Below are 19,221 nucleotides of genomic sequence, written 5' to 3'. Positions count from 1 at the left end.
GGGTCGGACTCGTCCTCGGCCGTGCGCTCGGCGGAGACTGCCGCTGCTTCGGATTCGACGGGGAGCGGCCGGGTCATCGCGACCGTGGGGCGATCGTCGGGCGGCATCTCGTCGGTGGTCATCTCGTCGGAGGGCGAGTCCGATTCGGCGGCAACGGGTTCGGAGGTACCGGGCGCTTTTGCCGTCGGAACGCCTTCGGTCGCAATGCTTTCGGTCGCTTCGTCGGCCGAGCTCGCAGTGTGGGGCGAGTCGGCGCGTGCTTCGTCCGGAGGACTCTCCGGCGTCACCGTGACCGGATCGACCCGCAGTGGGGTCGTGGCGGCTGCGTCGATCGGTTCGGTTGCCGTCGAGACGTTGTCGTTCGCGGGTTGTGTGGGCGTGGCCGGAACCTGGCTGCCCGCAACCCGGTTCGGATCCGGTTCGTAGTGGTCGGGGAGTTTGGTGAACGGTCCGTACTGACTTCCGCTCCACGGCGACCCACCCGGGAAGCTTGCCCCCGGATATCCCGTCGCCGCGATACCGCCCTCGGCCGCCAGCGGATACGAGCCGTCGAACGGTGGTTCCGGCTGCCGCATGTAGAGCAACCACCAACCGGCCACCATCAGGGCGAAACTGATCACCCCCGAGCCGCCGAGTCCGACGCCCACCGGACCCATGGTGGTGACCGCGATCGCCAGGGCGACGATCAGGACGATGGTCTTGGTGGACGATTGCGAACTGCGTCCGCGGCTGATCAGGCCCTCGGCGGGTGATACCGCATCACCCGCCGGGGGCAGCAGCAGCCATGCCGCCAGATACAACACGATGCCCGCACCGCCGAAGATCGTCGACACCACGAACGCGACCCGGATCAGTACCGGGTCCACGCCGTAGCGACGGCCGAATCCGGACGCCACGCCGGCGACTGGACTCTGTCCCGGCAGCCGTGTCGGACGCGTCCGCCACAGGTGCTGGAGCTGTTCGCTGAATCCCGTCCGGCTCGTGCCGCCGGTCCCGCCGCTCGCTGTGGTCATAACTCAATGGTGGCCGTGAGCAGTATCGAATGGCATCGGGGTTCACCCTGAAAACGAACCTGAACTACATCTCCCGGATACGCCACTCAGAGCACGGTCGGATCCGCGAAGACGGCGCCGTTCCCGTCGACCTCTGCCGCGGAGACCTCGATCCTGCTGTAGGCGCGGATGGTCAGCGGACCGCCGCATCCCTGCACCATGAGATGGAAGTCCCGGCTGACGAGATAGTCGGTCTCCCCGGCACCGAGGTGTTTCTGCCCCACCTCGACGTCGGTGATCTTCCCGGGCGTGACCGACACGTTCACGCGCTCGGCCTACGGCGCCACCAGCCCCGTTCGATAGGCGATGACGACCAATTGCGCGCGGTCGCGAGCGCCGAGTTTGACCATCGCCCGGCTGACGTGGGTGCGGGCGGTGGCCGGACTGAGGAACAGTTCGGCGCCGATTTCGGCATTGCTCATGCCCTGGCCGACCAGAGCCAGCACCTCCCGCTCCCGTTCGGTCAGTACCGCGAGCCGCTGTTCGGCGGCTCGGTCGGCGGTGTGCCGGGCCGTGAACTGGGCGATGAGCCGGCGCGTGATACGGGGCGCGAGCAGGGCCTCACCGGCGGCGACCACGCGGATACCGTGCAGCAATTCGGCCGGACCGGCATCTTTGAGCAGGAAGCCGGCGGCGCCGGCCTGCAGGCCCTCGAAGACGTAGGCATCGGTGTCGTAGGTGGTCAGAATGAGAATCCGCACATCCCGCAGCCCCGGCGTGGCGGCGATGTCGCGAGTGGCCTGGATGCCGTCCATCGTCGGCATCCGGATATCCATCAGGACGACATCCGGGCGCAGCGCACGGGCTTTGCGTACGGCTTCGGCCCCGGTTGCGGCCTCCCCGACGACCGTGATGTCGTCCTCGATATCGAGCAGGAGCCGAAATCCCGACCGCACCAACTGCTCGTCGTCGACGAGCAGAACCCGGATCGGGGTGCCGCCGTCCGGTGAGTCCGCCGCAGTGCTCACAGGTTCACCGTTTCCGTCGTCGTCAAGGGAAGCCGGGCCGTGACCGCGAATCCGCCGTGCGGGAGCGGGCCCGCGTCGAGGTCGCCTCCCAGGAGCCGGCATCGCTCGCGCATGCCGAGGATGCCGCGCCCGTCGCTGTCCGCTCGAGCGGTGGCGAGGGGGCTCGCCTGCGGCCGCCGCCCCTCGTCGATGACCCGGACCTCGACCGCGTCGGCACCGTAGGTCACCTCGACCGACACTCGCGTCGAGCCGGCATGACGGATCACATTGGTGATCGACTCCTGCAGTATCCGATACACCGCGGTGCCGACCGCGCCGGGTATCTCGGGAGGCGGTGCAGGCGTGTCGAATTCGACCTCGATCCCGGCGTCGCGGGCGGCGGCGGCCAGTTCGTGGATCTGCGCGAGGCCCGGATGCGGGGCGCGCTCGTCGGTGTCGTCGCGAAGAACTCCGAGGATCGCCCGCATCTCCGTCAACGCCCGAGAGCTGGTCCGCTCGATGATCTTCAGGGTCTCGCGTGCTTGTTCGGGCCGTTTGTCGAGCACATGCGCGGTCACGCCGGACTGGACGTTGATGACGGCGATGGCATGAGCGACCGTATCGTGCACTTCGCGGGCGATGCGGAGACGTTCCGCGTCGACCCGGGCGCGGGCCTCCTCCTCGCGCGTTCGTTCCGCCAGCTCCGCCCTCTCCAATGCCTGCGCCGCAACGACTTTCCGCGAGCGGACACTTTCGCCGAGCGCCGCGCTCATCACCGCAGCGCCTATCCGGAAATAGACCCAGCCGATCGCTGCCGGTGGTTCGACGTCCGCTGCGGCGGGGAGCCAGATCGAGGTCAGGGCCGCGATACCCACTCCGGCCACCACCAGCGAGCGCCGCCCGTCGCCATGGGCGGTGAGGGTGTAGAGCGCGACGAACAGGGCCAGCCACCCGGGCCCGTCCGGAAAGTCGAGCGTGTAGTAGACCGCGCTGGTGAGCGCGGTGACGGCGAAGACCGCGACCGGCCGTTGCCGCCGCACGACCAGGACGGCGCCCGCGGCGATCAAGAGGAGGTAGCCGAGATATCCGAAATCCGACAGCGGGCGCAGCACCGACTCCGGCCGGGCGCTGTTGCGGACCACGGTGCCCTGGACCTGCATCACGGTGATGAATACCGCCAGCAGCAGATCCTGAGACCACACGGGCAGGCGGAGCGGTGTGACGCGGTCCGGCATGTGGCGATCATAGGAGTCCGCACCGGTCCGGCACATCGTGCCGATCGCGCGACACCGTACGTCGCGGTGCGCGGTCGGACATCGCTCGCCTACGCCGAACGGCGTAGGCGTCGTCGCTTCCGGGCCGATGCCGTCGACCGGGTCGTGGCGCGACGATCGTTGCGGCCGCAGCCGATTCCGAGTCCGTGGGATCCGCACGGCCGCCACTCCTCGCTCGACCGGAAGGATCCGCGATGCCCACGCTCGATATGTTCACCGCGCTCTCTGCTACTCACCTCTCCGTTACCGCCGCCGGGTACGAAGTCGGCGTCGGCCGGACCGTTCCCAGCATCGCGGCCGTCTTGGGCTTGATCAGTGTGGTCGCCGGGGGACTGGCGATCTCGTCCGGATCCCGGCGGGCCGGCACCGGCCGGTTCCGGGCCCTCACCGCGCTGGTGCTGGGAGCGGTCGGCGTGATCGTCGGCGGCATCCACGGTGCCGAGGCCGCCGGCGGTCTCGGCACCGGCAACGGGCTCGCCGGCGCGATCGCCGCGGTGGTGCTCGGACTGGGCGGCGTGATTCTGGGCGGCCTCGCGCTGGTGCGGGCCCGCCGGTTCGGATGACACGGCGGTTCCGGCGACACGGCGCCGCCGGGACCCCGAGATCGGGAATCCGGGTATTTCCCGATGGTCGGTTGTCGGGGTGACGTGCCAGGATCGAAGCATGTACCCGTCCATGCCCGCATTCGACGCGCGTTCGGGGTTCGACGGTCGCGTGGGGTTCGAACCTCGCGCCGGTGTGGACGGTCTCGGGCCGGACGGCCGGGGCGCCGATCCGGTCCTCGAGCAGCCGCGGTTGCTGCGGCGATCCGGTGGGCGGGTCGTCGGCGGCGTCGCGGGCGGTATCGCCGACCATCTCGGTGTCGACGTCTTCAAGGTGCGGATGGCGTTCGTCCTGCTGTCGGCCTTGATGGGGGCGGGGATCGTGGCCTACGGGCTGCTGTGGATCTTCACCTCCTCCGGTGCGGACGGACCGCCGCCCACGGCGTCCGAGCGGCGGCAAGCCGTCGGGCTGGTGCTGCTCGGGCTGGCGCTGTCGGTCTCGATGGCGTGGCTGTTCAACGGCACCGCGGCGCGGGTGGTGGCGCCGATCATCGTGGTCGCCGTCGGTGCGGCGCTGGTGTGGCGCGAATTCGATGCCGAGGGGCCGCGTTCCATTCTGGGTCTGCCCGCCCGGCCGACCGTGCTCACCTGGACGCGCATCCTGGCCGGGGCGACGCTCATCGTGGTCGGGCTGGGCGTGGTGGTGCTGGCCCGCATCAACCTGAGTTCGCTGGGTTCGGCACTGATCGCGGTCGCGGTCACCCTGATCGGCGTCGGCCTGCTGACGGTGCCGCTGTGGCTGCGCATGATGCGCGCTCTCAATGCCGAACGCTCGGCCCGCATCCGTAACGAGGAACGCGAGGAGATCGCCTCCCATCTGCACGATTCGGTACTGCAGACCCTGGCGTTGATCCAGCGGCAGGCCGACGACCCGCAGGAGGTCGCCCGGCTGGCCCGCAGCCAGGAGCGGGAACTGCGGAAGTGGTTGTTCGAGGATTCCATGCCCGCGCAGTCGAGCCTGGCCGCCGCCCTGCGCACGATCGCCGGTGAGGTGGAGGACCAGCACGGGGTCCAGGTCACTCCGGTGACCGTCGGCGACGTCTCGATGGATGTCGGCGACACCGGATTCGGCCTGCCGAAGGAACATTTCACCGCCCTGCTCGGCGCCACTCGCGAGGCGCTGGTCAACGCCGCCAAACATGCAGGTGTGCCGACCATCGACGTCTTCGCCGAGGTGGAACCGCATCAGGTCAGCATCTTCGTGCGCGATCGCGGCACCGGTTTCGATCCGGCCGCCGTTCCGGCGGACCGGCAGGGCCTGGCGAAATCCATTCACGCCCGGATCGAACGCCGCGGCGGCACCGTCGAGGTGCAGACCGCACCCGGCCGCGGCACCGAGGTGCGAATCATGATGCCCCGCAAGGATTCCGAAGGCCAGGGCGAAACCGGCGGGTTCGACGGCGCCGAGACCGAGATGCCCGCCTCCGGCGACGCGGACGGCGTCGGCGATGCGCAGGGCCGGCCGCAACAGGCCGAGACCGGGGGATCGCGAGGGGAGACCGCGGAGACTGGCCCCCGCCGGTCGCACTAGCGGACGCACCCGCGGAGTGGACAGAATTCGGACGGGCGGTGATGCCGCCGTCCTCGAGGCCGGTGCCGAGCACCCCGACCACCGATGTGGTACCGATGAGTTGGCGCCGCCGCGCCCGGCAGCGGGCCGGCTCGAGGTGAGGAGAACTGTGACGATCCGGGTTTTTCTGGTCGACGACCACGCCGTGTTCCGATCGGGGGTGCGGGCGGAGTTGAGCCGCGAAGCCGATATGGATGTCGTCGGGGAGGCGGGTACCGTCGCCGAGGCCGTGGCCGGGATCGACGCCGCGCGACCCGATGTGGTGCTGCTGGATGTGCACATGCCCGACGGCGGTGGTGTGGCGGTCCTGCAGGGCATCGACGATCGCCCGAACGGTTCGGCGTCGGGTAACGGCCCGGTATGCCTGGCGCTGAGCGTCTCCGACGCCGCCGAGGATGTGATCGCGGTGATCCGTGCGGGCGCGCGCGGCTACGTCACCAAGACCATCTCCGGTTCCGAACTGGCCGAAGGCATTCGGCGCGTCGCGGGCGGCGACGCGGTGTTCAGTCCGCGGCTGGCCGGTTTCGTACTGGACTCGTTCACCGGGCGCTCACCGGCTCCCGAACCCCCGCTGGACCCGGAACTGGATTCGCTGACCCCGCGTGAACTGGAGGTGCTGCGCCTGCTGGCCCGCGGCTACACCTATCGCGAAATCGCCGAAACCCTGTTCATCTCGGTGAAGACCGTGGAAACCCACGCCTCCAACGTGTTGCGAAAAACCCAGCAGTCCAATCGCAACGCGCTGACTCGCTGGGCACACCGCCGGCGCATCGACTGAGTCGCGCCTACATCGCGGCGACGAGCACCACGATCAGGATGAGCAGTCCGATCAGCAGGCCCACCGCGATCGCGAGCGGCGCCGCATTGGGCCCGAACTTCGTGAAGTCGATGTCGACGAGCTTGGATTTCCCCAATTTCGGTTGCTGCGCAACGGCACCGGCCGCGGCGACCCGCGGCGGACGGGGCAGCGGCGCGGAATGCGGACTGCGCAGTCCGGCCGCCGAATTGCGGGCGGCCCACGCCGGAATCGTGCCGTCGTCGGTGCGGATCGGGGCGCCGAGAATATAGGGCCCGGTGCCGGGACCGAATGCGGCGGTGAGGATTTCCTCGCGCGCCTCTGCCATGGTGGGGCGACGCTGCGGCGCCGGCTCCATCATGTGCAGCAGCACCTGGGTGAGTGGTCCGCTGCGAGTGGGCGGAATGATCTGCGCCATCGCCGCGCGCGTGACGATGACGTCGTTGTCGTCATCGAATCCGTACGGCGGATGTCCCTCGATCGCGGTGTACAGCGTTGCGCCGAGGGAGAATACGTCGCTGGCCGGGCCCGGCTGAGCACCGCGCGCCACCTCCGGTGGCAGATAGGACGGAGTGCCGGTGATCACGTCCTCCGGCTCGTCGAAAGCCTCACCGGCACTGGAGATACCGAAGTCGCTGAGTTTGGCCTTGCCCACGTCGGAGCCTCGATCGGCGACGAGGATGTTGCCCGGTTTGATATCGCGATGCACGATCCCGGCGGCATGGGCGGCGGCCAGCGCATCGGCCACCTGAGCACCGATCTGCGCGACCTCGATGGGGGAGAGGGTGTCGGCCAGCGCGAGCGCCTTGGCGACGCTGCGCGAGGGCAGATACTCCATCACCAGCCACGGTTCCCCCGCCTCGAGCACCACGTCGTAGACGGCGATGGCGTGCTCGTGCGAGAGCTTGGCCGCGACGCGGCCCTCGTGCACGATCCGGTTGCGCACCTCGGTCGCCTCGGCCTCGCTGAGTCCCGCGGTGGTGAGCACCTGTTTGATGGCGACCTCGCGGTTGAGCAGCCGGTCGGTGGCGAGCCATACCGCACCCATACCGCCGCCTCCGAGTTTGGACTGCAGGCGGTAACGGCCGGCGACGAGATAGTCGGGGCCGACGATGGGGCGGGCGCGTTCGGTCACGGCGCGAGGATAGCCGAAAACCAGGGCGACCGGCCTGCTTCGGACCGGGGTTGGCGGCGGTCACAGCCCGGCGGGCAGGCCGTCGGATGTCACTGACGGGTGGCGTGGACAACAGTCGCGACCGGTGACGGAACAGTCGCCGTGAGGCTGATGTGACACGTGGGCCGGTGCGGCTTGACGGAGACCGGTCGGAAGGTTCTACTGTCACCGGATCGAACGTATATTCGATTAAGATCGATAGCTGAATCAGTGCTGCACCTCTCGGCGATGCTTCCGAGCGCTGTCGCGGGAGGTGGGCTCCGGCGCGGCGGGCGAAGCGGAGGAGGAGCGGAATGTAGCCGATTCGGCGGTGCGGTGCATCGAGTGCGGTGGAGTCCATTCGGTGAGAGATAGGTGGTCGGCGAGATGGGTTCGGCTGGTGACGCGCGAGCCGTGCAGCTGGCGGAGCTGCGGCGGCGGATGGCCGCGGTTCCGGCCCGTGGGGTCGAGGTCGTGGAACGCCCGCCGACTGCCGCTGAACTGCGCAGAGAGCTGCTTCCCGTACCGCCCGCCCTGGCCGGGCTGCTGCCCGAGGGTGGGGTGCCGAAGGGGTCGGTGGTGGCCTACTCGGGTGCGGGGTCGCTGCTGACCGGCCTGCTGGCCGCGGTGACCGGTGGTGGCGGTTACGCCGCGGCGATCGGTTTGCCGCGGCTCGGGTTGCTCGCCGCCGCGGAGATGGGCGCCGATCTGGGCCGGCTGGCCGTGGTGACCGAGCCCGGCCCGGATCCGGTGGAGGTCGCCGCAGTGTTGCTGGATGGTTTGGATCTGGTGGTGGTCGGCCTGGCCGGTATGTCGGTGCCGCCCAGCCGAACTCGAATTCTCGCCGCCCGCGCCCGCAGCAAAGGGTCCACGCTCGTGGTGACCGGCGGCGCCTGGAGCGGTCCGATGCTGCGGATCGACACCCGGGTCGCGGGCTATTCGGGCCTGGGGCGTGGCCGCGGCCGGCTGCGGTCGGTGCGCCTGGACGTCTGCGTGCGCGGCCGGTCCGCACCGGAACGCACCGGCACCCTCGATCTGTGCCCGCGCGACGGCCGGGTCGAATGGCTTGTCCCGGAATCGGATTCGCCGCCGACGACACTGTCGGCAGTGGGTGCGTGATGAAACGCGGCAGGGGAGCGAGATGAAACGCCCCGGATTTCGCGTACTGGCAGTGTGGTGTCCGGACTGGCCGGCCGCCGCGGCCGCCGCCGTGGCCGATCTCTCACCGCTGCGCCCGGTGGTGGTACTGCACGCGAATCGGGTGGTGGCCTGTTCGGCGGTGGCTCGCGACGCGGGAGTGCGGCGCGGTCTGACCAGGCGCGAGGCACAGGCGCGATGCCCGGACCTTCATGTGGCGCAGGCTGATCCGGACCGCGACGCGCGTCTGTTCGAACCGGTGGCGACGGCCGTGGACGCGACGGTGCCGGGCGTGGAGGTCCTGCGGCCCGGCCTGCTGGTCCTCGCCGCCCGCGGCGCCGCCCGCTACTTCGGTTCCGAGGAGGAGGCCGCCGAACGCCTGGTCGATGCGGTCGCCGCACTCGGTGTGGAATGCCGCATCGGCATCGCCGACGAACTGTCGGCCGCGGTGATCGCCGCGCGCCGGGCGCAGATCGTCGCGCCCGGCGCCGCCGCGAATTTCCTGGCGCCACTGCCGGTGGGCGAGCTGGCCGTCGAACCGAGTCTGGCTCCGCCGGAACGCGGCGAACTGGTGGATCTGTTGCATCGCTTGGGCTTACGCCGGATCGGCGATTTCGCGGCCCTCACGCCCGCCGAGGTCGCCTCCCGTTTCGGCGCCGACGCGATCCGGGCGCACCGGTGCGCCCGCGCCGAACCGGAGCGCCCGCCCTCGGCGGCCCCGCCCGCCCCGGATCTGATGGTGGAGTACCGGTGCGATCCGCCGATCGAGCGGGTCGACGCCGCCGCCTTCGCCGGTCGCATGCTCGCCACCCGGCTGCACGAACGACTGGCGGCGGCCTCGGTGGCCTGCACCCGGCTCGCGGTCCACGCCGAAACCGGGGCCGGGGAAGCCCTGTCCAGAATCTGGCGCTGTGCCCAGCCGCTCACCCCGGAAACCACCGCGGATCGGGTGCGCTGGCAGCTGGACGGCTGGCTCACCCACCGCGCCGGGAACGCCGGGAAACGCGGGCGGACGGGTGATGCCGAAGCGCCGCCGTCCGCTCCGATCACCTTGCTGCGCCTGGAACCGGTCGAGGTGGTGGCGGCCGGTGCGCTGCAACTCGGGCTCTGGGGTGGGGTCGGCGAGGAGGATCAACGCGCCCGCCGTGCCCTGACCCGGGTGCAGGGTCTGCTGGGCGGTGAGGCGGTGCGGATCGGTGTCCTCAGCGGCGGTCGCGGACCCGTCGAACGTGTCACCCTGATCACCTTCGGTGAGGAATTGGTCCCCGCCGCCGACCCCGGCCTGCCGTGGCCGGGCCGGCTGCCGCAACCGGCCCCCGCGGTGGTGCTGGGCAACCGTCCCGAGGTCCGGCTGGAGTCCGGCGACGGCAGCCCGATCTGGCTCACCGATCGTGGCGAGTTCACCGCCGAACCGGCCGAACTGCATTGGGGCAAGAAGTCGTGGCTGGTCGCGGGCTGGGCCGGGCCCTGGCTGCTGGACGAACGCTGGTGGGCCACCGGCGATTCCGGCGCCGCCGTCCGCGTGCAGATCCTGCTCGACACCGAGGAGCGTGCCCTACTGCTGCTCGGCTACGAGCACATCTGGCACGTGGAGGGACTCTACGAGTAGCCCCGGCCCGGGCGCGGGCTATGGAACACCCCACACGCTGCGGCGACGGCGCCCACGGCGACGTACCCTGGCTGATCGTGGAGTCGAACGTCATCCGGGTGCCCCTGGCGGGGGTGCAGATCGCCTATCGGGATTCGGGCAGCGCGCCGACCACGCATCCGCTCTCGGAGATCCCGGTGGTGCTGGTGCACGGGATGGGTGGCGACGGCCACACCTGGGATCGCTTCGCCACCGCGCTGATCCGGTCCGGGCGCCGGGTGATCATCCCCGATCTGCGCGGACACGGCCGCAGCGAGCACACCGCCTCGTACCGGTTCGAGGACTTCGGCGCGGATCTGCTGAACCTCTGCGATCGACTGGAACTGACCACCGTCGATCTGGTCGGCCATTCGCTGGGCGGATACGCCTGCTCGTGGGTGGCCATCGAACGACCGGCACTGGTCCGGCGGCTGATACTCGAGGAGCAGCCGCTGCCGCTGCGCTCCGGTGACGAACAACTCACCCTCACCCGGCGGCTGCCGTCGGTGCCGGAACTGTGGCATGCCACCACCAGTCTGCTGCGCCACCCGCGCGCGGTCCTCGCCTTCGATCGGTCGATGACCACTCCGGCGCTCGAGCAGTTCCGTAAACCGCATCCGGAATGGTGGGAGGGGCTGGCGGATATCACCGCCTCCACGGTGATGTTGCGTGGCGGTCCCGGCGGCATGGTCGATCCGGAGAAGTTGGAGATCTTCCGCGCCAGCGTGCCGGACTGCCGGGTCGAGGCCTTCACCTGCGGGCACAGCATCCACCGCGACCGGTATCGGGAATTCGCTTCGGTGGTGCTGCCGTTCCTGGAGCACTGAACGTGGGGGCCGATTCCCGTTCCGCACCACCCACGTCGCAGGTGGCCGCGATCGAATTCGATGGGTTGCCGTGTTCGGCGGCCGCGGCCGATATTCCGCTGCCGGGCAGCGCGACCCGGGTGAGCGGCTGGCTGTGTATCGAACAACCTGGCGCCTGGGGTCGCGATGTGATCGGCGATGCGGTTCTCGGCGCCGAGCTCACCGCCGAACTGGCCGCACGGACCAAGGCCGCGCGAGTCCGTCCCACCCTCATCCGGCGTCCCGGTCGCGGCGAATTCACCGGTGTGCGAACGGTTCTGCTCGCCGCCTCCCGGCCGCAGGGTTCGTGGTGCGAACGTCTGACCGTCACCGATCTGGAACAGCTTCTCGATATCGACCTGCAGGTGCTCAACGGTCCCGCGCCGGGAATCGGTGAGCGCGTGACCGATCCGCCGACCCTGGTGTGCGCCCACGGCAAGCGCGATCAGTGTTGTGCCCGGCTGGGACGTCCGATCGCGGCCCGGCTGGCGGCCGAATATCCGGATCAGGTCTGGGAGTGCTCGCATACCGGTGGGCATCGGTTCGCACCCGCGATGGTGATCCTGCCCGAGGGACTGACCTACGGCCGGGTCGACGGCGAGGATGCGGTCCGCGCGGTCGCGGCTGTCGGGCGTAATGATCTGTCGTTGAATGGTTTTCGCGGGCGAAGCGGCCTTTCCCCGGTCGAGCAGGTGGCGGAGATCGCGGTGCGCGAACGGGTGCCGGCTGCCCTCGACCAGCTGACGGTGACGGCTGTCGAGCCGGACACCCCGATCACGGATCCGGCGACCTTCGCCGGCGCCGCCGAGGTGACCCACACCGGTGGCCGCCGGTGGCTGGTCACCACGCGGACCGTCGGCTATCCGCCCCGACAGGCGAGCTGCGGCGCGGCCCCGAAACCGGCGTCGGCGATCGTCGCGGACGAAATCCGCGAGACCACTTGATGGCGAGTGCCGTGCCTGCGGTCCGCTGCCGTGTTCACCAGTAGGTGCCAGGCACCAATCGCGCGGCGCGGCGCAACGTCGAGCGCGTGACCCGCCCCGCCGTCGACGATTTGCGTTGCGGTTTCGCCTGCAGCGCGGGCACTTCCGACTCCGGTTCGTCCTCGACCGGCAGCTCGCCCTTGGCGGCGGGGGAGTCCGGCAGCGCCCGGTAGTACCGGTGCATGACGCGATCCTTGATCCCCGGCGCGAACAGCGTCCCGTATTCGGCCAGGGTGCCCACGGGCACGTCGATGCGCCGCGGGCGCTCGCTCAGCGCGCGCACGATGGTGGCCGCCGCCCATTCGGGAGATTCCGACGGTCCCTGCTTACCGCTGGGCGCGATCATCGGCGTCCGCACCAGCGGCATGTGGATGGTCGTGAAAGTGATGTTGTCGGAGAGCATTTCGGCCGCGGTGACCTCCGCGAACTTGTCCAGGGCGGCCTTGCTGGCCAGATAGGCGGCGAACCGCGGGGTGGCGACCTGGACGCCCGCGCTCGAGATGTTCACGATGTGACCGGATTTGCGCTCCCGCATCTGCGGCAGCAGTGCCAGCGTCATCCGCACCGCGCCGAAGTAGTTGACCGCCATGGTCCGTTCGAAATCGTGTAGCCGGTCGGTGGATCGGTGCACGGCGCGCCGGATGGAGCGGCCGGCATTGTTGACCAGCATGTCGACGTGGCCGTGCGTGTCGAGAATCGACTTCACGGTCCGGTCCACCGAATCGGAATCGGTGACGTCGCATTGATAGGCGTAGGCCCGCCCGCCCGCGGCGGTGATCTCCTCGACCACGGCGTTCAGTTCCTCGTCGCGCCGCGCGAGCAGCAGCACCACGGCCCCCTTGGCGGCGACGGCCGTCGCCGCCGCCCGCCCGATCCCGGAGGAGGCGCCCGTGATGACGACATGTTTGCCGGTGAGATCCCGGCGTGCCCGCCGACGGGACAGATAGCCCTGTTCGGCCGCGTGGTTATCCGACATCGCTGCTCCCTTGCAGGTCGATTTCCCCCGAACTTACTCCAAAGTAAGTTCCGCTGCCAAGGGGGCCGGCGCACATCGCCGGGAGGAGCCGGGTAGGCCACGAGGACTACATCCACCCTCCGCCGGTCATCCCGCAGGGCGATGCCGGCCGGGTGCTCCCGCGGTCATGCTGGGTGTTCGGATATCTGTGCGGGAGGAGACGACGGTGGGTCTGTGGACAGCGTTGCGCCGGCGCTCGGCGGCCAGGGAAGAGAAGGCCGGGGCCGATGCCCGGGCGAAGGCGATCGCGGCGGGGGCATCCGAACGAGAAGCCGCTGCCGCCGCGGAAGAGGCGGTCCGGCGTGCGCGTCGGCGGCGTCGCGCCCTGTACGCCGGCGGATGAGCGGGCTCAGGCGGTGAGCCGGTCGTCCTCGCTGACGAACAGCGTCGCGACCACGCTGACCACCGCCGTCGCCACCAGATAACCGCAGGCGAGCCAGGGTGTTCTGCCGCCCACCGCGATCAGCGCCGTGACGATCATCGGGGTGATGCCCGAGGCGTAGATCCCCGAGAACTGATAGACGAACGAGAGTCCGGTGTAGCGCACCTCGGCCGGGTACAGCCCGGCGTACAACGTGCCCTGCGCACCGTAGAACAGGGCATGGGCGACACCGAACACCGCGATGATCGCGACGGTGAACACGACGATATTGCCGACCTCGAACAGTGCGAATACCGGATACACCAGCAGGCCGTACGCGGCGATACCGGCGATATAGACCCGGCGCGGCCCGAACCTGTCGGTCAGATTTCCGGATACCGGAATGAGGGCGGCCATCACGACCGCGGCAATGGTCACCGCGAGCAGTACCGGGACCTGTTCGAATCCGAGATGTCCGGTCGCGAAACTGATCGCGAAGACACCCCAGGTGTTGAACGCCGCGCCCTCACCCCACCGTGAAAGCAGGCCGAGGACGGTATTGCGCCGGGTGCGCGCATTCCGGAACAGTTCGACCACAGGCACTTTCGAGATCCGATTGAGCCGGTCGATTTCCCGGAACGCGGGGGTCTCGTCGATCTGGAGCCGCACCACCAGGCCGATGACCACCAGAACCACACTGGCGCCGAAGGCGATTCGCCAGCCGTAGTCGAGAAATGCCTGCTGGCTCAGGACTGTACGCAGCAGGGCGAAGACGCCGGTGCCGAGTGCGAGGCCGAGCGCCAAACCGATCTGCGGATAGCTGCCGAACCGGCCGACCTTCTTGCGGGGACTGTGTTCCACGGCCAGCAGTACCGCACCGGCCCATTCCCCGCCGAGTGCGAAACCCTGCAGAATGCGCAACGCCAGCAATAGGATCGGCGCCGCGATACCGATCGCGGCACTGGTCGGCAGGACACCCATCAGCGCGGTCGACCCGCCCATGAGCGCCATGGTCAGTGCGAGGGTGCGTTTGCGCCCGATGCGGTCACCGATATGGCCGAAAACCAATCCGCCGACCGGACGCATCACGAAACCGACCGCGAATGTCGCGAACGACAGCATGGTTCCGACGAACGCGCTCGTATCCGGGAAGAACAGTTTGTTGAAGACGATGCCCGCGGCGGTGGAATAGAGGAAGAAGTCGTACCACTCGACCGTGGTGCCGATCAGGCTCGCCGCCACCGCTGTTCGAGTCTCGGCGGCGCCGAGATGTTCCGGCCGCTCCTCGTGCTGCCCCCCGGCGCGCGTACTCGCCGGCGCGGACTCCAGTACAGACATGGGGTCCCTTTCCTTCCCGCCGTCGATTCGCGCAGTGACATTAGGGCGAGTCGATATCCGCGAAAAGGATTCGAATCAGTGCGATTCCAGCGACGTATATCGCGGCGGTCCGTTCCGGCCCGCGGCCGAGGGTGTTTCGCGCAGGGCCTCGGGGCCGCGGTGGCGGCCGGGCCGGTGATCGGCGGCGTGTTGCCGACCGCGGCGGGGCTGCCTTCCCGAACCCGGGGCTCGCGAGTTAGCATCGGTATCGAATGTACGTTCGAATCGACGAAGGTGTGAGCGGTATGGGCTGGGGAAACGGCCCGCCCACCTGGGCGGAAATGGAGCGGGTGCTCTCCGGTCTGCCCGGGCGCGGGGCCACTCCACCGGGTGACGGCGGGGACAGCCCGGCGTGGTCGCATACCCGCGGCGAATACCGGGCGGGTACGCGGCCGGAGGCGAGCGGTCCGCTGGTGCCGTATGCGGAATTGCACACGCATTCGGCCTACAGCTTTCTCGACGGCGCCTGCCAACCCGAGGAAATGGTGGAGGAGGCGGTGCGGCTGGGGCTCGAGGCCCTGGCGCTCACCGATCACAACGGCTTCTACGGTGTGGTGCGTTTCGCGGAGGCCGCCGCCGAATGGGGGCTGCCGACGGTGTTCGGCGCCGAATTGTCGCTGGGGGAAACCCGCGACGCGGCGACGATATTCGGTTCGGCGCCGATGGACGATTCCCAGCCGCGCACGGGGGAGCCGGATCCGTCCGGACCGCATCTGCTGGTGCTGGCGCGCGGGCAGGAGGGATATCGGCGGCTGTCGCGGGAGATGTCGGCGGCACATATGGTGGCCGGCGAGAAGGGAATTCTGCGGTACGACCTGGATCGGCTCGCCGCCGCCGCGGACGGGCACTGGCATATCCTCACCGGGTGCCGCAAAGGTCACGTGCGTCGGGCGCTGGAACGTGGTGATGCCGAGGCGGAGGCGGAGCTGCGCCGGTTGATGGATCTGTTCGGACGCGACCGGGTGAGCGTCGAACTCACCCACCATGGAGTGCCCGACGACGACGAACGCAATGCGCGGCTGATCGCCCTCGCCACGCGGCTGGACGTGCCGGTGATCGCCACGACCGCAGCGCATTTCGCCACCCCCGCCCAGGGGCGCCGGGCGATGGCGCTGGCGGCGATCCGGGCCCGGCGCAGTCTGGACGAGATCGACGGCTGGCTACCGCCGACCGGCGGCGGGCATCTGCGGTCGGGTGCGGAAATGGCCCGGCTCTTCGCCGAATGCCCACAGGCGGTGGCCGGGGCGGTCGATCTGGCCCGCGAATGCGCCTTCGATCTGCGCTTGATCGCCCCCGAATTGCCGCCGTTCGACGTGCCGCCCGAGCACGACGAGAATTCCTGGCTGCGAGAACTCACCCTCGCCGGGGCGCGCGAGCGATACGGCCCGCCGGAGGGAAATCCCAAGGCGTACCGGCAGATCGAACACGAACTACGGATCATCACCGAACTCAATTTCCCCGGCTATTTCCTGGTCGTGCACGACATCGTCCACTTCTGCAAGCGCAACGACATCCTGTGCCAGGGCCGGGGGTCGGCGGCCAATTCCGCGGTCTGCTACGCGATCGGCATCACCAATGTGGATCCGGTCGCCAACGATCTGCTGTTCGAACGCTTTCTGGCGCCCGAACGCGACGGTCCGCCCGATATCGATCTCGATATCGAATCCGATCGCCGGGAGGAGGCGATCCAGCACGTCTACCGCAAGTACGGTCGCGAATACGCCGCGCAGGTGGCCAATGTGATCACCTATCGCGGTAAGTCCGCGGTGCGCGATGCCGCCCGCGCGCTGGGGTTTTCGCCCGGGCAGCAGGACGCGTTCAGCAAACAGGTGAGCCGGTGGACCGGGGTGGCGTCCGAGACGCATACCGATATTCCGGATCGGGTCCTGGAACTGGCGGGCGAAATCGAGGGCCTGCCGCGGCATCTCGGCATTCATTCCGGTGGCATGGTGATCTGCGATCGGCCGATCGCCGACGTCTGCCCGGTGGAGTGGGCGCGCATGCCCGGCCGCAGCGTGCTGCAGTGGGACAAGGACGATTGTGCCGCAGCGGGTCTGGTGAAATTCGATCTGCTCGGCCTGGGCATGCTCTCGGCCCTGCACTACATGATCGATCTGGTGCGCGAGCACAAAGGTGAGGTCGTCGAATTGCATGCCCTCGATCTCACCGAATCCGCCGTCTACGAGATGCTCGCGCGCGCGGATTCGGTGGGAGTGTTCCAGGTCGAGTCGCGCGCCCAGATGGCGACGCTGCCGCGGCTGCGTCCGCGTGCTTTCTACGATCTCGTCGTGGAGGTCGCGCTGATCCGGCCCGGTCCTATTCAGGGCGGTTCCGTGCATCCCTATATCCGTCGGCGCAACGGCCGGGAGGAGGTCACGCTCGACCATCCGGCGCTCGAGAGTTCGCTGGCCCGCACCCTCGGAATTCCGCTGTTCCAGGAACAGCTCATGCAGATGGCGATCGATATCGCGGGGTTCACCCCCGCCGAGGCGGATCAGTTGCGCCGCGCGATGGGGTCGAAACGGTCACCGCAGCGCATGGAGCGGCTGCGCGGCCGTTTCTATCAGGGCATGCGCGATCTGCACGGAATCACCGGAGAGCTGGCCGATCGCATCTACGAGAAGATCTACGCCTTCGCGAATTTCGGTTTCCCGGAAAGTCATTCGCAGAGTTTCGCCGCGCTGGTGTTCTATTCGGCCTGGTTCAAACTGCATCATCCCGCCGCGTTCTGCGCGGGGCTGCTGAACGCGCAGCCGATGGGTTTCTACTCTCCGCAGTCGCTGGTGGCCGACGCCCGCCGGCACGAGGTGGTGGTGCACGGGCCGGATATCAATCACAGCCTGGCCGGAGCGACGCTCGAGCAGCACGGAACCCAGGTGCGGCTGGGCTTGTCCGCGGTCCGGCACATCGGTGACGACGTGGCCGAGAAGATCGTCGCGGCACGGTCCTCCGGTCCCTATCGATCGTTTCTGGATCTGACCGGGCGGGTCGAGTTGACCGTGCCGCAGGCCGAGGCCCTGGCTACCGCGGGTGCGCTCGGCAGTATCGAGTCCGCATCCGGACGCGGGCTCGACCGCCGGAAGGCGCTGTGGGCCGCCGGTGCGGCGGCGGGGGAGCGGGCGGATCGGCTGCCGGGGACCGGGGCGGTGACCGACGCACCGGCGCTGCCCGGGATGAGCGAACTGGAGATGGCGGCTGCCGATGTGTGGGCGACCGGTGTGTCGCCCGGCCGGTATCCCACCGAATTCCTGCGCCCGCGCCTGGACGAACTCGGCGTGGTCGCCGCGAACCGGCTGCTCGCCGTGCCCGACGGGTCGAAGGTGCTGATCGGCGGCGCGGTGACGCATCGGCAGCGACCGGCCACCGCGTCCGGAGTCACCTTCATCAACCTGGAGGACGAGACCGGCATGGTGAACGTGGTGTGCTCGGTGGGCCTGTGGCGCCGCTACCGCCGCATCGCCCAGGGTGCCCCCGCGCTGCTGATCCGGGGCCGGGTGCAGAACGCCGAGGGCGTGGTGAGCGTGGTGGCCGAACATCTGCAGCGCATGGACCTGCGGATGGCCTCGAAGTCGCGCGATTTCCGCTGAACCATCGCGGCTACGCTCGTCCCACCGGCCGAATATCCACACCGCCCGAATATCCCCACCGCCCGAAGATCGAGGAGCCGCACGTGCCGACCGTGGTCCGCGCGACCATCAAACCCAACAGCCGCAAGGGCCCACTCGTCGAAACCCTCGACGACGGCACCCTGCAGCTGTACGTGCGCGCCCCCGCGGTGGAGGGCAAGGCCAACAAGGCCGCGATCGAACTTCTCGCCGAGCACTACGGTGTGCCCAAGTCGGCCGTCCACCTCACCGCGGGCGCCACCTCCCGCTTCAAACGCTTCGCGATCGACCTATGAGGCGCCCGACGGTAGCTATACGGCTCCCGGGAACCCCAGCTGCCGCCATGCCTCGTACACCGCGACCGCCGCGGCATTGGACAGGTTCATCGACCGGCGGCCCGGCAGCATAGGGATGCGCAGTTGGTCGGTGATGTGCGGATCGGCCAGGACGTCGTCCGGAAGGCCGGTCGGTTCCGGACCGAACAGCAGGACGTCACCGGCACGGTAGGCGATGTCGGTGTTGTGCGTGGTGGCATGGGTGGTGAAGGCGAAGACGCGCTCGGGCCGCAGGGATTTCCATGCGGCAGAAAGATTTTCGTGCACGGTGACCACCGCGAGATCGTGGTAGTCCAATCCGGCGCGGCGGAGCTTCGGCTCCGACAGATCGAATCCGAGCGGCTCGATCAGATGCAGTTCGCACCCCGTGCCGGCCGCCAGACGGATCGCATTGCCCGTGTTCGGTGGGATACGCGGTTCGAAGAACACCAGCTTGAGCACACCGAGACGGTACCTGCCCGGATTACGCCGCTCCGTTCGGCGTCTGATCGCCGCCCCCGCTCCCGGTGGCGGCACGACCGGACATGCGAGAATCGCAGCCG

General features: G+C 69.2%; 18 protein-coding genes. 10 read left to right on the top strand and 8 right to left on the bottom strand.

Annotated elements, in window-relative coordinates; all coding sequences use genetic code 11:
* The 4 genes from C8258_RS16915 to C8258_RS16900 all read right to left on the bottom strand — a co-directional run.
* The coding region (locus C8258_RS16915) for a PspC domain-containing protein (protein ID WP_146161252.1) at positions 1-1,013 on the bottom strand (1,013 nt) is incomplete at its 3' end.
* An 86-nt stretch (positions 1,014-1,099) separates the two neighbouring features.
* Positions 1,100-1,318: an MspA family porin gene (locus C8258_RS16910; protein ID WP_106955970.1), complete on the bottom strand. Its 219-nt coding sequence runs from the start codon at positions 1,316-1,318 to the stop codon at positions 1,100-1,102.
* Between the two features lie 9 nt (positions 1,319-1,327).
* Positions 1,328-2,020 (bottom strand): response regulator transcription factor, encoded by a 693-nt coding sequence (locus C8258_RS16905; RefSeq protein WP_233225140.1) that lies wholly within the window; start codon positions 2,018-2,020, stop codon positions 1,328-1,330.
* Complete coding sequence (locus C8258_RS16900; protein ID WP_106956002.1) at positions 2,017-3,234, bottom strand: sensor histidine kinase; 1,218 nt, start codon at positions 3,232-3,234, stop codon at positions 2,017-2,019. Before C8258_RS16900 ends, C8258_RS16905 begins: the two co-directional genes overlap by 4 nt.
* A 233-nt stretch (positions 3,235-3,467) precedes the next feature.
* Here C8258_RS16900 and C8258_RS16895 point away from each other — a divergent pair, with 233 nt between their 5' ends.
* The 3 genes from C8258_RS16895 (at position 3,468) to C8258_RS16885 (ending at position 6,223) form a co-directional block, all read left to right on the top strand.
* Positions 3,468-3,836: a DUF6223 family protein gene (locus C8258_RS16895; protein ID WP_063008294.1), complete on the top strand. Its 369-nt coding sequence runs from the start codon at positions 3,468-3,470 to the stop codon at positions 3,834-3,836.
* 100 nt (positions 3,837-3,936) lie between these two features.
* Positions 3,937-5,406 carry an ATP-binding protein gene (locus C8258_RS16890; protein WP_199195730.1) on the top strand — a complete coding sequence of 490 codons (1,470 nt, stop codon included), beginning with the start codon at positions 3,937-3,939 and terminating at the stop codon, positions 5,404-5,406.
* A 154-nt stretch (positions 5,407-5,560) separates the two neighbouring features.
* Positions 5,561-6,223 (top strand): response regulator transcription factor, encoded by a 663-nt coding sequence (locus C8258_RS16885; RefSeq protein WP_036498325.1) that lies wholly within the window; start codon positions 5,561-5,563, stop codon positions 6,221-6,223.
* A gap of 7 nt (positions 6,224-6,230) precedes the next feature.
* On the opposite strand, the gene C8258_RS16880 is transcribed toward C8258_RS16885, so the two are convergent.
* On the bottom strand, positions 6,231-7,376 hold the full coding sequence (locus tag C8258_RS16880) for a serine/threonine-protein kinase (RefSeq protein WP_106955969.1): 1,146 nt from the start codon (positions 7,374-7,376) through the stop codon (positions 6,231-6,233).
* 405 nt (positions 7,377-7,781) lie between these two features.
* Here C8258_RS16880 and C8258_RS16875 point away from each other — a divergent pair, with 405 nt between their 5' ends.
* From C8258_RS16875 to C8258_RS16860, 4 genes are all read left to right on the top strand, one after another.
* Entirely contained in the window at positions 7,782-8,513 is a 732-nt protein-coding gene (locus C8258_RS16875) for a hypothetical protein (RefSeq protein ID WP_036498326.1), read from the top strand.
* 22 nt (positions 8,514-8,535) lie between these two features.
* Positions 8,536-10,140, top strand: a complete 1,605-nt coding sequence (locus C8258_RS16870) for a DNA polymerase Y family protein (RefSeq protein ID WP_106956000.1) — start codon at positions 8,536-8,538, stop codon at positions 10,138-10,140.
* A 77-nt stretch (positions 10,141-10,217) separates the two neighbouring features.
* Complete coding sequence (locus C8258_RS16865; RefSeq protein ID WP_369974763.1) at positions 10,218-10,985, top strand: alpha/beta fold hydrolase; 768 nt, start codon at positions 10,218-10,220, stop codon at positions 10,983-10,985.
* A 50-nt stretch (positions 10,986-11,035) separates the two neighbouring features.
* Positions 11,036-11,947, top strand: a complete 912-nt coding sequence (locus C8258_RS16860; RefSeq protein ID WP_106955999.1) for a sucrase ferredoxin — start codon at positions 11,036-11,038, stop codon at positions 11,945-11,947.
* A 34-nt stretch (positions 11,948-11,981) separates the two neighbouring features.
* Here the strand turns inward: C8258_RS16860 and C8258_RS16855 are convergent, their stop codons facing one another.
* On the bottom strand, positions 11,982-12,962 hold the full coding sequence (locus C8258_RS16855) for an SDR family NAD(P)-dependent oxidoreductase (RefSeq protein WP_036498316.1): 981 nt from the start codon (positions 12,960-12,962) through the stop codon (positions 11,982-11,984).
* 205 nt (positions 12,963-13,167) lie between these two features.
* Here C8258_RS16855 and C8258_RS32640 point away from each other — a divergent pair, with 205 nt between their 5' ends.
* Complete coding sequence (locus C8258_RS32640) at positions 13,168-13,344, top strand: hypothetical protein (RefSeq protein WP_158271269.1); 177 nt, start codon at positions 13,168-13,170, stop codon at positions 13,342-13,344.
* Between the two features lie 6 nt (positions 13,345-13,350).
* Here C8258_RS32640 and C8258_RS16850 read toward each other — a convergent pair whose 3' ends face one another.
* Positions 13,351-14,700, bottom strand: a complete 1,350-nt coding sequence (locus tag C8258_RS16850) for an MFS transporter (RefSeq protein ID WP_106955967.1) — start codon at positions 14,698-14,700, stop codon at positions 13,351-13,353.
* Positions 14,701-14,984: 284 nt separating this feature from the next.
* Between C8258_RS16850 and C8258_RS16845 the strand changes: the two genes are divergently transcribed.
* Both C8258_RS16845 and C8258_RS16840 read left to right on the top strand, forming a co-directional pair.
* Entirely contained in the window at positions 14,985-18,326 is a 3,342-nt protein-coding gene (locus tag C8258_RS16845; protein WP_106955998.1) for an error-prone DNA polymerase, read from the top strand.
* 83 nt (positions 18,327-18,409) lie between these two features.
* A complete protein-coding gene (locus tag C8258_RS16840) occupies positions 18,410-18,640 on the top strand; it encodes a DUF167 domain-containing protein (RefSeq protein ID WP_036498332.1) in 231 nt (76 codons plus the stop codon).
* Positions 18,641-18,655: 15 nt separating this feature from the next.
* Here C8258_RS16840 and C8258_RS16835 read toward each other — a convergent pair whose 3' ends face one another.
* A complete protein-coding gene (locus C8258_RS16835) occupies positions 18,656-19,120 on the bottom strand; it encodes a tRNA (cytidine(34)-2'-O)-methyltransferase (protein WP_036498362.1) in 465 nt (154 codons plus the stop codon).
* Positions 19,121-19,221: the final 101 nt, after the last annotated feature.

It is taken from the genome of Nocardia sp. MDA0666 (assembly GCF_003023875.1).
Lineage (GTDB): Bacteria > Actinomycetota > Actinomycetes > Mycobacteriales > Mycobacteriaceae > Nocardia > Nocardia aobensis.
This window is presented reverse-complemented; position numbering and strand designations above follow the sequence as displayed.